14 protein-coding genes are annotated in these 15326 nt (G+C 52.6%); all 14 read right to left on the bottom strand.

The genetic code is table 11. The features are described from left to right. Nucleotides 1–55 precede the first annotated feature (55 nt). Nucleotides 56–1702: a ribonuclease J gene (locus Abor_RS02650; RefSeq protein WP_048840267.1), complete on the bottom strand. Its 1647-nt coding sequence runs from the start codon at nucleotides 1700–1702 to the stop codon at nucleotides 56–58. 8 nt (nucleotides 1703–1710) lie between these two features. Beyond that, nucleotides 1711–2523, bottom strand: coding sequence for a type III pantothenate kinase (locus Abor_RS02645; protein ID WP_048840266.1), 813 nt, complete (start codon nucleotides 2521–2523; stop codon nucleotides 1711–1713). Next, on the bottom strand, nucleotides 2507–3268 hold the full coding sequence (locus tag Abor_RS02640) for a biotin--[acetyl-CoA-carboxylase] ligase (protein WP_048840265.1): 762 nt from the start codon (nucleotides 3266–3268) through the stop codon (nucleotides 2507–2509). Before Abor_RS02640 ends, Abor_RS02645 begins: the two co-directional genes overlap by 17 nt. 9 nt (nucleotides 3269–3277) lie before the next feature. Beyond that, nucleotides 3278–4714: an NADH-quinone oxidoreductase subunit NuoN gene (gene nuoN / locus Abor_RS02635; RefSeq protein WP_048840310.1), complete on the bottom strand. Its 1437-nt coding sequence runs from the start codon at nucleotides 4712–4714 to the stop codon at nucleotides 3278–3280. 77 nt (nucleotides 4715–4791) lie between these two features. Next, complete coding sequence (nuoL, locus tag Abor_RS02630; RefSeq protein WP_048840264.1) at nucleotides 4792–6732, bottom strand: NADH-quinone oxidoreductase subunit L; 1941 nt, start codon at nucleotides 6730–6732, stop codon at nucleotides 4792–4794. 8 nt (nucleotides 6733–6740) lie between these two features. Next, a complete protein-coding gene (gene nuoK, locus Abor_RS02625) occupies nucleotides 6741–7064 on the bottom strand; it encodes an NADH-quinone oxidoreductase subunit NuoK (RefSeq protein WP_048840263.1) in 324 nt (107 codons plus the stop codon). Beyond that, complete coding sequence (locus tag Abor_RS02620; protein WP_052946340.1) at nucleotides 7061–7792, bottom strand: NADH-quinone oxidoreductase subunit J; 732 nt, start codon at nucleotides 7790–7792, stop codon at nucleotides 7061–7063. The genes nuoK and Abor_RS02620 overlap by 4 nt, the downstream gene beginning before the upstream one ends. 18 nt (nucleotides 7793–7810) lie before the next feature. Then, nucleotides 7811–8299: an NADH-quinone oxidoreductase subunit NuoI gene (nuoI, locus tag Abor_RS02615; protein ID WP_048840261.1), complete on the bottom strand. Its 489-nt coding sequence runs from the start codon at nucleotides 8297–8299 to the stop codon at nucleotides 7811–7813. Further along, a complete protein-coding gene (gene nuoH, locus Abor_RS02610) occupies nucleotides 8296–9327 on the bottom strand; it encodes an NADH-quinone oxidoreductase subunit NuoH (protein ID WP_048840260.1) in 1032 nt (343 codons plus the stop codon). The genes nuoI and nuoH overlap by 4 nt, the downstream gene beginning before the upstream one ends. A gap of 6 nt (nucleotides 9328–9333) precedes the next feature. Beyond that, nucleotides 9334–11415 (bottom strand): NADH-quinone oxidoreductase subunit NuoG, encoded by a 2082-nt coding sequence (gene nuoG, locus Abor_RS02605; RefSeq protein WP_048840259.1) that lies wholly within the window; start codon nucleotides 11413–11415, stop codon nucleotides 9334–9336. A 5-nt stretch (nucleotides 11416–11420) separates the two neighbouring features. After that, entirely contained in the window at nucleotides 11421–12749 is a 1329-nt protein-coding gene (gene nuoF / locus Abor_RS02600; RefSeq protein WP_048840258.1) for an NADH-quinone oxidoreductase subunit NuoF, read from the bottom strand. 11 nt (nucleotides 12750–12760) lie between these two features. Next, entirely contained in the window at nucleotides 12761–13405 is a 645-nt protein-coding gene (locus tag Abor_RS02595; protein WP_048840257.1) for a complex I 24 kDa subunit family protein, read from the bottom strand. Then, on the bottom strand, nucleotides 13402–14685 hold the full coding sequence (locus tag Abor_RS02590) for an NADH-quinone oxidoreductase subunit D (RefSeq protein WP_048840256.1): 1284 nt from the start codon (nucleotides 14683–14685) through the stop codon (nucleotides 13402–13404). The genes Abor_RS02595 and Abor_RS02590 overlap by 4 nt, the downstream gene beginning before the upstream one ends. Then, nucleotides 14682–15287, bottom strand: a complete 606-nt coding sequence (locus tag Abor_RS02585) for an NADH-quinone oxidoreductase subunit C (RefSeq protein ID WP_084594331.1) — start codon at nucleotides 15285–15287, stop codon at nucleotides 14682–14684. The genes Abor_RS02590 and Abor_RS02585 overlap by 4 nt, the downstream gene beginning before the upstream one ends. Nucleotides 15288–15326 lie beyond the last annotated feature (39 nt).

Raw genomic sequence — 15326 nt, 5'->3', positions numbered from 1 at the left:
ACCCGCAAGGTGCGGGTTTTCATTTAAGGCCAGTTTTTACGAAATATGCTGCGCTTTATACACGCAACACATGCACATCAACCAAAGGCCGTTTTTGCAGCTTACGGCCTAGCGCACGGCGCAGGGCGGTTTTAGCTGCATCACGGAAGGCTTGGTCATCGCCCCGCAATTCGTCTGGAATAACGTCAATGGCGTTTGCAAATTCTTCGCGCACACGCACACTTTCCAGGTCATCGGGGTCAAGCAGGCCAGGAGCACTTACTTTTGGTTCGCCAATCACAAAACCTTCGTCATCAACGGCAAAGCTGGCAATAACCATACCGTTAAACAGCATTTTGCGGCGGGCGGCCAATACGCCACCATTCATGGGGAGCAGGCGGCCTGCATCAAGCGCCAAGCGGCCGCTTGGTGCGGTATCTACTACCTCTGCCTTACCCGGTGCCAGGCGCAAAATATCACCATCTTCTAGCAAGATAGGGGTAATATGCTTGTCTTGCGCCAAAGCTGCATGGGCTGTCAGGTGGCGCCACTCACCATGCACAGGCACAGCAAATTGCGGGCGCACCAAGTCGTACATGGTGCTTACGTCATCGCCCGTTGCATGGCCGGATACATGCACAAAATGCTCGCGGTCAGTAATAACCCTAACACCACGGCGCGACAGGTTGTCCTGCACTGCCATAATGGCACGCTCGTTACCCGGAATCATACGGCTGGAGTAGATAACCGTATCGCCCTCACCCAAAGAGATATTGGGGTGAATATCGAGCGAAATACGAGACAGCGCAGAGCGTGGCTCACCTTGGCTGCCGGTAATAATCATAACAACCTGATCATCTGGCAGGTCGTTTACATCTTGCTCGTTCAAGAAAGGCAGCACACCAGACAGGTAGCCACATTCGCGGGCAGAGACATCCAAGTTCCGCAAAGAACGGCCAACCAGCACCACGGTGCGGCCTGCGGCCTGTGCGGCCATGGCAATGCTTTCTACGCGGGCAACGTTAGAGGCAAAGCAGGTAACCGCAATACGGCCCTTTAAGCTGCCAATAAGCTCGGTCAGGCTGCGGCGTACTTCCCCCTCAGATTGTGAGGGGCCGGGTTTCATCACGTTGGTGCTGTCGCACACCAGTGCCAAAACGCCTTCATCGCCCACTTCCTTCAGACGTTTAATGTCTGTTGGGGGGCCAACCAGTGGCTCAGGGTCTAGTTTCCAGTCACCCGTATGTACCACAATGCCATGCGGGGTACGCAGCACAACACTTTGCGCTTCTGGCACAGAGTGCGTGACAGGAATAAACTCAAGGTTGAAAGGCCCAACATCAAACGTGCCACCACACGGAATAACGTGAATGGGCACCTCGTTCAGCAAGCGAGCCTCACCCAATTTGCGGCGCAACACAGAGCCTGCAAACGGAGTGACATAAACCGGGCACTGCAACAGCGGCCATACATGGGCCACAGCGCCAATATGGTCTTCGTGGGCGTGGGTAATAACAAGCCCGGCCAACTGGTCGCGGCGCTCTACAATAAAGGTGGGGTCTGGCACCAGAATTTCTGCTTCTGGTGTGTCGTTACCACTAAAACCAATACCACAATCTATCGCCAACCAGGTTTCCCCAAGGCGGTAGAGGTTCAAATTCATGCCAATTTCGCCCGTTCCGCCCAAGGGCAGAAAGGCGAAATCGCCGTTCTGTTCTGTCATTCGTTTAACTATCCTTCTGATAAGAGATCTTTTTCGATTGTAAGACGCGGCAAGGGGTTCCGCCCCGCCAATATCCGCAGCCCGTTAAGGGTCAGCATTGAATCCACATGGTCAAAGACCGTCGTTCCTTCAGAGAAGAGCGGAGCCAGACCGCCGGTTGCGAGCACTTTCATATCCTGCCCAACTTCCCGCCTGATCCTCTCAACGATCCCCTCAATCAAACCCACATAACCCCAGAACACCCCAGAGCGCATGGCCGTTACCGTGTTACGGCCAATAACCGAATCTACCACAGGCCGCCCTACCCCAATACGCGGCAAGCGGGCCGCAGCTTGGTGCAATGCCTCAACAGACAGGTTAATGCCCGGTGCAATAACACCGCCGCAATAATCGCCCTCCGCATTCACAACATCAAAGGTCGTCGCGGTGCCAAAATCAATCACGACTAGTGGCCCACCATAGAGATGGTGCGCCGCAAGTCCATTTAAAAGACGGTCTACCCCAACTTCATCTGGGTTATCCATCTTTATTGCAAAGCCCCAATCTAGGCGGGCAGATGCCAAAAGCGGTTCAACCGCAAACCATTGGCGGCACAAAGTGCGTAAATGGTACAAGGCTGCGGGCACTACGGTGCCTATTACAGCGCCTTCAATATCATCAGCAGAGATACCCTGCATGCGCAGCAGGGCAAGCAACCACACTGCATATTCGTCAGACGTGCGCTGGGCCTGCATGGTAATACGCCATGTGCCCTGCCACTTTGCCCCATCATATACCGCAAAAACAACGTTGGTGTTGCCCGCATCAATGACCAGAAGCACTGCCTACCCCCTGAGATGCCAGCAGGATATCCCCTGTTGCGATCATCTTTATACCGTCTTTCGTTTCAAGAAGCAGGCGGCCATCGGGGGCCAAACCAGCAAACAGGCCTTGTTCATAAGTAGTCCCGCCCTTTACCACAAGGGGTGAGCCTACTGGGTGCGCTCTGGCAAGCCACTCGTTACAGAGTGCCCCAAACCCTTTAGCCGCCAAAAATGCACACCAGTCAGACATTTGCGCCATAATGGCACGGGCTACGTCTTCTGGCGTGGTTGCGCCATAATCAGCCAAGGCGGCGGCTTGCCTGCCAATCGTTTGCATATCTGGGGGGGCACGCAAATTTGCCCCCATGCCTATTATAAGTGCACTGCCTGTGCGCTCTATCAAAATACCGCCAAGTTTTTGGCCAGCCAACAAAATGTCGTTGGGCCACTTTATGCTAAGGGCATTTTTTGCAGCTGGTACGGCCTGTGCCAGCCCTTCGTAAAAGGCGAGAGAGGCCACAAACGGCCAGCACCCCAAGGCTTTTTGGCCCGTACACCCAGCATCAAGCACCATAGAAAGCGCTAAGCTCTGGCCGGCATCTACCCAAGTCCGGCCCCGGCTGCCGCGCCCTTTGGTCTGGCTAAGCGCCAAAATGGCAAGGCCGGGGGCTACCCCGGCTTGCACACGCTCCATACAGATATCTGAGGTTGAAGTCAGTTCGTTGTAACATTCAAACCGCCATGGCGGGCAAACTGCCTTCATTCCCTCACCTTATCCTACCAACGCCTGTGCTGCATGGTGCGCCATAGTCATAAGCGGGCCAAGCCCCAGAATAAAGAGCAGTGTTGCAACCCCCATGCTGCCAGACACAAACAGCAAGCTAGGCGCTGGGCGGTCAAAGCCTTCTGCCGGGGCATCAAAATAAATAATTTTTACAACCCGTAGGTAGTAATATGCGCCCACAATGCTGGATACAGCCCCCACAGCCACCAACACGTAAAGCCCTGCCTGCCATGCCGCAGCAAACACCATAAACTTACCAAAAAAACCTGCCAGTGGGGGGGCACCTACCATACTAAACATAAAAATAGCCAAGGCCGCGGCTAAACCCGGCTCACGCCGTGAAAGGCCAGCTAGGTCTGCCAGAGTGGTAACCTCGTGCCCTTTACGCCGCATGGTGGCAATAACAGCAAACACCCCGGCATTCATAACCAGATAGGCTGCAAGGTAAATAAGGGTAGCCTGCACCCCAGCATCTGACCCCGCGGCAAGCCCCATCATGGCGTACCCCATATGCCCGATAGAAGAATAGGCCATAAGGCGCTTAATATCGGTTTGTGGAATAGCCGCAAAAGCCCCGTACACCATAGAAAGCAGGGCCACAGTTTCAATAAGTATCTGCCATTTGGGGGCAATTGTACCAAAGGGGCCGGTCATAACCCGTAAAAACAGGGCAAAGGCTGCAAATTTTGGGGCGCCCGCCATGTAAGCCGTAACGGGTGTTGGGGCACCTTGGTACACATCGGGTGTCCACATATGAAAGGGCACGGCTGAGAGCTTAAAACACAGCCCCACCACCACAAACACAACCCCAACAATAAGGCCTAGGGGTACAATGTCATCTCCCCCAATAACATTGACCAAACCTGTATAATCCATTGTGCCAGCATAGCCGTACACCAAAGACATACCGTAAAGCAGTAAGCCAGACGCCAAAGAGCCAAGCACAAAATATTTTAGCCCAGCTTCTGAAGACGTAACTTTGTCGCGCTCTAGCGCACACAAAATGTAGATAGAAAGAGACGAAAGCTCCAACCCCACAAACATGGTCATAAGGTTGCCAGAGGACGCCATAATCATGGCCCCTACTGTTGAGAACAGCATCAAAATTGGGGTTTCAAATGGCAAAGGCTTTTGCGTGCCTTGCTCTTCTGCCTGATACCCCACGGTAACGACTGTTGCCAGCAAGCCACCGCTCAGGGCCAGCAGCTTCATAAAACGGGCAAAACTGTCGTTCACAAAGGTGCCAGCATAGGCCTCACCATTGCCAGACAACGCAACCAAAAACCCGCAGCCAATAAAAGAGGCAATGGTAAGCATAGCGCACGGAAAGAACCCTTCCCCCCTGCGCTGCAAAACACCCACCACCAGAATAACAAGCCCAGATACCGCCAAGGCAATTTCTGGCAAAGCAAGAGACCAGTTTATAGCATTGGGGCTCATTGGGCGGCCCTCCCTTTAACACACGGTGGGAAAGAAACTGAGCAACGCATTATGTTTCTCCCTTAACCGCACAGCGCTACGGTAAGCAGCACCACAAGGCCTGCCAGCATAGTAAAGGCGTAAATAGCGATAGAGCCTGTTTGTAGCCTTACGGCTTGTGCCGCACTTTGGCTTGTAAAGCGCACAAGGTCGCGGGGTAGGCTTTCTACGGCCCCTTCCTCGCCCTCTTTCCACAACATGCGGGCAATGGCGGTGTAAGGCTTTACAAATATGGCCGCATACAGCTCATCAAAATACCATTTATTGAGCAAAAAGCGGTAAATGGGGCCAAAAGCCTGCGCCATTTTGGCAGGTAAAGCAGGTGCTGCCACATAAAACACGTAAGCCACCACAATACCGACAATACCAGCCACTGAAGGCAGCAGACCAATAAGAGCCGGAATATGCTCAAACCGCTCCATAATGGTGTTACCCGGTGCGTTAAAAATAGCACCATTCCAAAATGCCAGATGTTTTGCCCCCACATAAAAGGGTGCCAATGCACAGCCCGCCACCACAGCACCAATCGAAAGCAGCACCAAAGGAGCGCTCATGCTCAGTGGGCTTTCATGGGCACTATCGCGTGCCTGCGCGTTAGCCGGGGCACCATGAAAAACCAAAAACAACAAGCGCCAGCTATAAAAAGCCGTAATAAAAGCGGTAAGCGTACCCAAACACCACGCATAATGGCTCATGGCGCTATCTGCCGCCCAAAGGGTGTTGAGTATGGCATCTTTTGACCAATACCCCGCAAACGGAAAAACCCCAGCCAGAGCCAAACTACCTACCCACATGCAGGCATAAGTAAGGGGCAGTTTTTTCCAAAGCCCACCCATACGGAACATATTTTGCTCATCATGCATGGCATGGATAACAGAGCCTGCGCATAAAAAAAGCAGTGCTTTAAAAAACGCATGTGTTGTTAAATGGAAAACAGAAGCCTGATACGCCCCCACCCCAACGGCAGCAAACATATACCCAAGCTGCGAGCAGGTTGAATACGCAATGGTGCGCTTAATGTCGGGCTGCACCATACCAACAGTTGCTGCAAAAAAGCAGGTTGTTGCCCCTATAAAAATAATAAAGCTACGGGTGCCGGGGGCAAACTCTAACAAAGGCGACATGCGCGCCATAAGAAACACACCCGCCGTAACCATGGTAGCAGCATGAATAAGGGCAGAAACCGGGGTTGGCCCCTCCATTGCATCTGGCAACCATGTGTGCAGAAACAATTGGGCAGACTTGCCCATGGCCCCAATAAACAGCAACAGGCAGATAAGCTCTACCATGTTAAACGAGGTGCCTAACAGATGGTATGTCGCCCCAAGCACATGGGGCACTTGTGCAAAAATGGCAGCGTAATTTACGCTCTGGAAGAGCACATAAATTAAACCAATACCAACCAGAAAAAACAGGTCTGCCACGCGGTTAACCACAAAGGCTTTAATGGCAGCCGCCGTTGCCGCAGGGCGGTCGTACCAGTACCCAATAAGCAGGTAACTAGCCAGACCAACACCTTCCCAACCAAAAAAGAGCTGTATCAGGTCGTTAGAAGACACCAGCATAAGCATGGCAAAGGTAAAGAGTGAGAGATACGCAAAAAACCGATAAACCGGCATACTCTCGTGGCTCATATACCCCAAGCTGTAGCAATGCACGAGCAAGGACACACTTAAAACCATAGCCACCATAGTGGCAGAGAGAGTGTCAAAACGCAGTGTCCAGCTTGCCTGAAACCCTCCGGCATTAACCCACTCAGCCACTGGCATGGTTTGCGCTACAAAGCCACCAGCCCAGCCGTGCCATAATGTGAGAATGCCGCACAGGGTCGCAACACCCATGCACCCTAGTGTGACCAGTTTAGCCAGCCCATCCCCCATAAGGCGGCCACCCAAACCGGCTACAACCGCCCCAGCAAGTGGCAAAAAAACCGCAAGGGCAAAGAGGTTCATATCTATCAGCATGGTGCCCCTCACCCTTTCATCATCGTGGCGTCTTCTACTTGAATAGAGCCACGGTTACGGAAATAGACGGTGACAATAGCCAGCCCAATTGCGGCCTCAGCTGCGGCAATGGTGAGCACAAACAACACCATAACCTGCCCAGACAGGTCTGCATGAGCAGAAGAAAACGCTACAAAATTAAGGTTTGCGGCCAATAGAATGAGCTCCATTGACATGAGAATAATGATGACGTTTTTTCGGTTTAGAAAAATGCCAAACACTCCCAGCACCAACAACGCAGCACTCACAACCAGATAGGGCATTAACCCTATGGGGGCGATAGCGGGGGTCATGCGTTTTTCTCCCTCTCATCTGCCACGCTCTGCTCACCCGATGCATACGAGCCGGGAACAGAGGTTTCATGGTAAGACGTGTGCGGCCGCAAAAAACCACCCTGCGCCACAACACTGGCACCCAAGGGGGCATCAACCAATTCCAGCGTTTGGGCAGGCACACGGGCATGTTGTTTCTGAATATTTTGCCTACGCCCGCTACCAGTTTGGCGCAGCGTTAAAACAATGGCCCCTATCATGGCCACTAGCAGCACCAGCCCACAGGTCTGGAAGAGCAAAATATAATGGGTGTAAATAAGCGTGCCCAAAGCAGCGGTGTTGGTTAGCCCCGCAGGCCCTTGTATAGGCGCCACTGGCGTACCAGATGCCATTTTCCAATGGCTAAAGGCCAGTATCAGTTCAACAAACAAAATACCGCCAATGCAGGCACCAATTGGCGCATAACGCTGGTAGCCTTCACGCATTTTGGTAAAGTCTATATCCAGCATCATAACGACAAACAAAAACAGTACGGCTACGGCACCGACATAAACAATAACCAGCAACATGGCCAAAAATTCGGCCCCGGCCACAAGAAAGAGCCCGGCTGCGTTAAAAAACGCCAAAATAAGAAACAGCACCGAATGCACGGGGTTGCGCGCACTAATAACCATTGCGGCCGAAACCAGAAGCACGGTTGCAAACACATAAAAAACAAGCTGCGGTAACATCAGCCCACCTCCTGCCATGACATGGCCTGTACTCCCTCAGCGATACGGTGCATCAAGTTCAAGCCGCCGGGCCAGCAGGGCTTCCCACTGGTCTCCGTTTGCAAGCAGCTTGGCCTTGTCATACAAAAGTTCTTCACGGGTTTCGGTCGCAAACTCGTAGTTGGGGCCTTCAACAATGGCATCTACCGGGCAGGCTTCTTCACACAGGCCGCAATAAATGCACTTGGTCATGTCAATATCGTAGCGCGTTGTGCGCCTAGACCCATCATCACGTTCTGCGGCTTCAATGGTAATGGCCTCTGCCGGGCAGGTTGCCTCGCATAATTTGCAGGCAATGCAACGCTCTTCTCCGTTTGGGTAGCGGCGCAAGGCGTGCTCACCTCTAAACCGGGGGGAAAGCGGGCCTTTTTCATAAGGGTAGTTCAGCGTGGCTTTGGGCTGAAACATCATTTTAAAAGTAGAGGCCATACCCGCGACAAGTTCTGTCAGCAGAAAAGACCGGAACGTTTTACCAAGCGCATTCATGATGACACGCCTCCAACTTGCGGGAGCAACCCGGTTGCCAGCAAAAAGCCAGCCGTTGCAATCATCCAGACCAGAGACAGGGGCAGAAAAACTTTCCAGCCAAGCCGCATTAACTGGTCGTACCGAAAGCGCGGGAACGTGGCGCGCACCCAAATAAAAACGAACAAACAAAACAGGATTTTAAAAATAAGCCACAGCGGCCCCGGCACCCACGTAAAGGGGGCTAACCCCAGCGGCGGCAGCCAGCCACCCAAAAAGAGAATGCTCACCATAGAAGACATCAGGATCATGTTGGCGTATTCGCCAAGAAAGAAGAGCCCAAAGGCAAGTGATGAATATTCAACAAAAAAGCCCGCCACCAACTCGCTTTCCCCTTCGGGCAAGTCAAATGGGGCGCGGCTGGTTTCTGCCAAGGCCGAAATAAAGAAGACAATAAACATTGGAAACATAGGCAGGCAAAACCATACATGGCGCTGCGCCAGCACAATGTCATTCAGGTTCAGACTGCCTACAGCCAGAAGTACAGAAACAATAACCAGCCCGATAGAGACCTCGTAAGACACCATCTGAGCTGCTGAGCGTAGGCCCCCTAAAAACGCATATTTTGAATTTGAGGCCCACCCGGCAATAAGAATACCGTACACCCCCAAAGACGAAATAGCCAAAAGGTAGAGAATACCCACGTTAATATTGGCCACCGCCAACCCATTACCGGTAGGGATAACTGCCCAGGCAATCATAGCCAGAGAGAAAGTTAAAAACGGCGCAAACAAGAATAAAGCCCGGTTTGCCCCTGCGGGAATAACCGTTTCTTTAAAAATCATCTTGATAGCATCGGCAAAGGCCTGAAGCAGGCCAAACAGACCATTTACGTTTGGCCCACGGCGGCGCTGCATGGCCGCCATAACCTTACGCTCCATAAGCGTAAGATAGGCCACCCCAATAAGGAGCGGTACCAAAACGGCCAGTGTTTCCAACAGCATTAGAATAATCTGGCCAATGAGAGTGTGGTAAAAAAACTGTTCCATAAGCCTTTACTCCGCCGCCACAGCAGCCCGCACGGGGCTATACACGCGGGAACACTCAGCCATGGTGGGGCTGGCACGGCTTATGGGGTTGGTCTGGTAATAATCAGCAATAACCGGCTTAAGGGGTGTGCTCCCCAGCTTATTACCCCACTCACCCTGCGCTGTTTCGGGCGCAGCAAGTTGGGGGCTCGTGTTTTCACCCTCATAACCGGCGCCAAACACAGGGTTTATGCTGGCCATACGTGCCCACACACCCTCTTGGCTATTATAGGGCAACGCATGCCCTACAACGTCTGAAAACGCCCGGATAATACGCCAGTCTTCCCGTGCCTCGCCGGGTGGAAAGACCGCCCGAAATGCCCGTTGTACCCGCCCGGCAGTATTAACGTAGGTACCTGCTTTTTCAGTGTATGCAGCACCGGGCAAAATAATATCAGCACGTTTGGCAGCAGCATCACCATGGTGGCCCTGATACACAACAAACGTATCTGGCCCAATTTTATCTAGCGCAAAATCATCTGCGCCGAGTAACCACAAAACCTCTACACCGCCACGCAGCATGTTTGTGCTGGCGAGCCCACGCGGGCCGGGTACAAACCCAAGGTCTAACCCCGCCACCCGAGAGGCCGCCGTGTGCAGCACGTTTAAGCCGTTCCACCCTTGGGTTATAGCCCCCACCTGCAACGCCAACGCTTTGGCCGCCTCATAAATGGCCTGAGCATCTGGCCGCGTAAGTGCCCCATGCCCAAGAATAATCATGGGGCGTTTGGCGTTTTTTAAAACCTCAGCAAAGGCATGTTTGCCAGCAAGCAGGTCTGCCAATGCCGTAGGGCCATCACCCAACACCTCAACGGGGTATGTTAGGTCAACGGGTATATTGCCAATACTGGCTACCGGAAAAGCCCCACGCCCATTATGCAAATATTGTTTACGAATTCTGGCATTTAAAACGGGGGCTTCGTGCCGTGGGTTTGTGCCTATCAGTAACAGCGCGTCAGCATCGTCTAAGCCAGCGATGTCACTATTAAACAAATACCCCGCACGGTTGGTTGTGTCGTACCATGCGCCGTCTTGGCGGCAGTCAATATTGCTAGAGCCTAGTTCTGCCATAAGATCTTTAAGTGCACACAGGCTTTCTGCATCGCATAGGTCTCCGGCAATAGCGCCTATGCGCTCACCGGACACACCTTCAAGCCTGCGCGCCAAAGATACGAAAGCCTCCTGCCAAGACGCTTTATGCAACTTGCCATGCACGCGCACCCAAGGTCTATCAAGCCTGCGGCGTTTAAGCCCATCAACTGAAAAGCGGCCTTTGTCAGACAGCCATTCTTCATTCACCTCGTCATTCACACGGGGCACAATACGCATAACCTCACCGCCGCGTGCCTGTATTTGAATGTTGGTGCCAAGGGCATCCATCACATCAATGGCGTCTGTTTTTTTGTATTCCCACGCGCGGGCATGAAAGGCTGAGGGTTTAGCCGTTAACGCCCCAACCGGGCAGATATCAATAAGGTTACCAGAGAGTTCAGACGTCAGTGCTTTTTCCACATAAGTGGTAATTTCAGCATTTTCCCCACGAGACACCAAACCAAGCTCAGGTGTGCCCGCTACCTCTGTTGTAAAACGCACGCAGCGTGTGCACTGAATGCAGCGTGTCATAACCGTTTTGACAAGGGGGCCTAAGTCTTTATCTGTTACCGCCCGCTTGGCTTCCTGATAGCGCGAAATACCCGTGCCATAGCCATAAGCTTGGTCTTGCAAATCGCACTCCCCCCCTTGGTCGCAAATGGGGCAATCAAGGGGGTGGTTTATGAGCAAAAACTCCATAACCGCACGGCGTGCACGGCGCACAACTTCGGTATCTGTCAGAATTTCCATACCGTCTGAAACGGGAAACCCGCACGAGGCCACAGGTTTTGGCGCTCGCACCACCTGCACAAGGCACATGCGGCAGTTACCCGCCACAGACAGCCGCTCATGGTAGCAAAACCGTGGTATTTCTTTACCCGCTGCCTCACACGCTTGAAGCGCGCTAGAGCCGGGGGGCACATCTACCGGTGTGCCATCTACAATGACCCTGACCATAGCCTTTACTCCGCTGCTACTGGCACGCCCTGCACGGGCACCTGCACCACGCTTTTTGCGCTCAATGCCGCTTTATAGTGCTGAATGCGCGCTTCCATCTCGGGCCTAAAATGCCGGATCAAGCCTTGAATCGGCCATGCCGCTGCATCACCCAATGCGCAAATAGTATGCCCCTCAACCTGCCGGGTTACCTGCTCAAGCAAGTCTATTTCTTCAAGCTCTGCCCGACCCTGCACCATGCGATCCATCATGCGCATCATCCAACCCGTTCCTTCACGGCATGGGGTGCATTGGCCACAGCTTTCATGTTTAAAAAACCGAGAAAAGCGGGCAATGGCCTCAATAATATCTGTCGATTTATCCATCACAATCATGCAGGCCGTGCCCAAACCAGACCGTTCTGCCCGTAGGCTGTCATAGTCCATCAGCACTGTTTCACACACAGATTTGGGCAAAACAGGCACAGAACACCCGCCGGGAATAACCGCCAAAAGGTTATCCCACCCGCCGCGCACGCCCCCACCGTGTTTTTCAATAATGTCTTTAAGGGGCACGCCAAGTTCTTCTTCAAACACGCAGGGCGTATTTACATGGCCTGAAATAGCCATAAGCTTGGTGCCTGCATTATTTGGCCGCCCAAGCCCCGCAAACCACGCACCACCCCGCCGCAAAATGGTCGAGGCCACCGCTATACTTTCCACGTTATTAACCGTGGTTGGGCAACCATAAAGCCCCACCCCAGCAGGGAAAGGCGGCTTCATACGGGGCTGGCCTTTTTTACCTTCCAAACTTTCCAGTAGGGCGGTTTCTTCACCGCAAATATAGGCTCCAGCCCCACGGTGAATATAAAAATCAAAATCCCACCCGGTACCAGCGGCATTTTTGCCTAAAAGGCCCGCCTCATAGGCTTCGTTTACGGCATATTGCAGGTGCTCTGCTTCGCGGCAAAATTCGCCACGAATATAAATATACGCAGCATGTGCCCCCATAGCGAAAGACGCAATTAAGGCGCTTTCAATCAGCTTATGCGGTTCGTGGCGTATAACTTCTCGGTCTTTGCATGTACCGGGTTCAGACTCATCGCCGTTAATAACTAAATAATGGGGCCGACCATCAGACTGTTTAGGCATAAAAGACCATTTTAGCCCGGTAGGAAAGCCTGCCCCACCCCGCCCACGTAAGCCAGAGGCTTTCATTTCTGCCAAAATAGCATCGCGCCCTTTGGCTAAAATAGCAGCAGTATTATCCCAGTCTCCACGCTGGCGGGCACCCGCCAAACGCCAGTCTTGCTGGCCGTAAAGATTGGTGAAGATACGGTCTTTATCATGTAACATTGCCGTCTCTCCTACTCTGCGCCTGAAGGGGCTGGGGCAGTCGTTTCCAACAAGGTTTTACGCCCACCTTCTGGCGCAGACCCTGCCCGGTCTATGCTCGGCCCCGGCTTAGGGTACTGGCCTACGCGCAAAGCCGCAATCAGGGCTTCTGTGCGTGGGCCGTCCATATCTTCATAGAAATCATCATCAACTTGTAAAATCGGGGCGTTGGAGCAAGCGCCCAGGCATTCAACCTGCGTGAGTGTAAACAAGCCATCTTGGCTGGTTTCACCAAAAGTGCTTATGCCAGTTGCTTTTTTGCAAGCCGATGTCACATCATCAGACCCACGCAACCAGCATGGCGTGGTGGTGCACACCTGCAAATGGTAACGCCCAATGGGCTGCGTGTTAAACATTGTGTAAAATGACGCAACTTCGTAAACACGAATAGCCGCAATGTCTAACCGGGCAGCAATGTCGTCCATAGCCACAAGGGGTATCCATGCGCTGCCGGTCTGCCGCCCCATCTGGCGTTGGGCAATATAGAGCAATGGCATAACGGCACTGGCTTTACGCGCTACCGGATATTTAGTGAGCACTTCTTCTATTTCGCGCTCAGAGTCAGCATCAAAGGTAAAGCTGCTTGGTTGTTCAGCAGGTTTCCAAGGGGTGTTCAACGGTCTACCTCCCCAAACACAAGATCAAGCGAGCCAAGAACAGCCACCATATCGGCCAGCATGGCCCGGCGAGACATCTCATCCAGCGCTTGTAAATGAGCAAAGCCTGTGGGCCGAATTTTACAGCGGTATGGCCGGTTAGACCCATCGGCCACCAAATACACACCGAACTCACCCTTAGGGCTTTCTACGGCTGTGTACGTAGCACCAGGTGGTACGTGGTACCCCTCGCTATAGAGTTTAAAGTGGTGAATGAGCGCTTCCATAGAGCGTTTCATTTCAGCACGCGGCGGCGGTGAGAATTTAGGGTCTTGCACCTTTACTGCACCGGGCTGCATTTGCGCCAAGCACTGCTCAATAATTTTTACACTTTCGCGCATTTCCTGAATACGCACCAAGTAACGGTCGTAACAGTCTCCCTGCCGGGTAACGGGCACTTTAAAGTCAACCTTGTGGTAATTGTCGTAGGGTTGGCTACGCCTTAAGTCCCATGGCACGCCAGAGGCCCTTAAGCACGGGCCGCTAAACCCCCAAGCCAAAGCCTGCTCGGTTGTAAAAATACCAATACCAACCGTGCGTTGTTTCCATATTCTATTTTCGGTCAGCAACCCTTCCAGCTCATTTATCCATGCCGGAAATTCTTTGGCCCATACACCTATGCGGTCTTCTAGTTCGGTCGGAATATCACGCGCTACACCACCGGGGCGAAAGTAATTGGCATGAAAACGTGCGCCAGATGCTGCCTCATAAAATTCCAGCAGTTTTTCCCGCTCTTCATACCCCCACAGGGCGGGGGTTACGGCACCACAATCCAACCCCATAGCGGTAATATTGAGAATATGGTTAAGCACACGGGTAATTTCAGCAAACATAACCCGCAGCCATTTGGCACGTTCAGGTATATCTATACCTAGTAATTTTTCCGTAGCCAGCGCAAACGCCTGCTCCTCACACATGGGCGAGGCATAATCCAACCGGTCAAAATACGGTAAGGCTTTATGGTAGTTTTTATATTCTATAAGTTTTTCAGTTCCACGGTGTAAAAGCCCTATATGCGGGTCTGCTCGCGCAACAACCTCACCCTCTAGTTCCAACACCAAACGCAGCACACCATGTGCTGAGGGGTGCTGTGGCCCAAAGTTAAGTTTATGGGAGTCAAACTCGACAATGCGTCTTGGCTCGGCAGTTGCCAGTTGGTCTGGCAAAAGCGTTTCGGGAATATCCTGCTTTAACAGTACGTCGCCCGGTGCAAGGGGGGCGTTGGTTTTAAACTCTGTCATCCGCGGGCCCTCTTGATGCCCTGTCTCACTTCGTGTGCTTTTTCATCACCCGGCAGGGTCAGCATACCCTCCCAAGGAGAGACAAAGTCGAAATCTCTAAAATCCTGTGTTAAAGAGACAGGCTCTTTAACCACCTGACGTTTTTCAACATCGTATCGGACTTCTTCATACCCGCTCAGCGGGAAATCTTTGCGCAGCGGGAAATGCTCAAACCCGTCATCGGTCAAAATACGCCGCATGTCGGGTTGGCCCGTAAAGCGCACACCAAACAGGTCGTAACACTCACGCTCCCACCATGTGGCACTCGGCCAGAGCTGGTGTACAGACGGCACAGGCGTGTTTTCATCTGTCGTGATGATAATGCGGATACGCCGGTTATAAGAAACCGAAAGCAAGTTATAGACCACGTCAAACCGCTCTACGCGGCTTGGGTAATCTACCCCGCATAAATCCATCAGTTGCTCAAAACGGTAATGTGGACTGTCTCTTAACAGCGTAAGCAGCGGCAAAAGCTGTTGGCGCGTAGTACGCACCACAAGCTCATCTTTTTCAACCGCAGCAGAATGAATACCCGGCAGCGTGGTAGCCAGCGTAAACGCCATAGCCCCCAACTGCCCTTGCAGGCTGCTAAACTGCGTTGT

It is taken from the genome of Acetobacter orientalis (assembly GCF_000963965.1).
In the GTDB taxonomy this organism is placed as follows: Bacteria; Pseudomonadota; Alphaproteobacteria; order Acetobacterales; family Acetobacteraceae; genus Acetobacter; species Acetobacter orientalis.
The sequence above is the reverse complement of the archived record's forward strand: the minus strand, read 5'-3'. Positions and strand labels throughout refer to the sequence as shown.

Excerpts from the sequence above, each read along its gene's own strand:
- Abor_RS02585 (WP_084594331.1), bottom strand. The coding sequence starts at position 15,287 with ATGGCGTTTACGCTGGCTACCACGCTGCCGGGTATTCATTCTGCTGCG.
- nuoG (WP_048840259.1), bottom strand. The coding sequence starts at position 11,415 with ATGGTCAGGGTCATTGTAGATGGCACACCGGTAGATGTGCCCCCCGGC.
- nuoK (WP_048840263.1), bottom strand. The coding sequence starts at position 7,064 with ATGACCCCCGCTATCGCCCCCATAGGGTTAATGCCCTATCTGGTTGTG.
- Abor_RS02620 (WP_052946340.1), bottom strand. The coding sequence starts at position 7,792 with ATGGCAGGAGGTGGGCTGATGTTACCGCAGCTTGTTTTTTATGTGTTT.
- nuoH (WP_048840260.1), bottom strand. The coding sequence starts at position 9,327 with ATGGAACAGTTTTTTTACCACACTCTCATTGGCCAGATTATTCTAATG.
- nuoF (WP_048840258.1), bottom strand. The coding sequence starts at position 12,749 with ATGTTACATGATAAAGACCGTATCTTCACCAATCTTTACGGCCAGCAA.
- Abor_RS02640 (WP_048840265.1), bottom strand. The coding sequence starts at position 3,268 with ATGAAGGCAGTTTGCCCGCCATGGCGGTTTGAATGTTACAACGAACTG.
- Abor_RS02650 (WP_048840267.1), bottom strand. The coding sequence starts at position 1,702 with ATGACAGAACAGAACGGCGATTTCGCCTTTCTGCCCTTGGGCGGAACG.
- Abor_RS02590 (WP_048840256.1), bottom strand. The coding sequence starts at position 14,685 with ATGACAGAGTTTAAAACCAACGCCCCCCTTGCACCGGGCGACGTACTG.
- nuoI (WP_048840261.1), bottom strand. The coding sequence starts at position 8,299 with ATGAATGCGCTTGGTAAAACGTTCCGGTCTTTTCTGCTGACAGAACTT.
- nuoL (WP_048840264.1), bottom strand. The coding sequence starts at position 6,732 with ATGCTGATAGATATGAACCTCTTTGCCCTTGCGGTTTTTTTGCCACTT.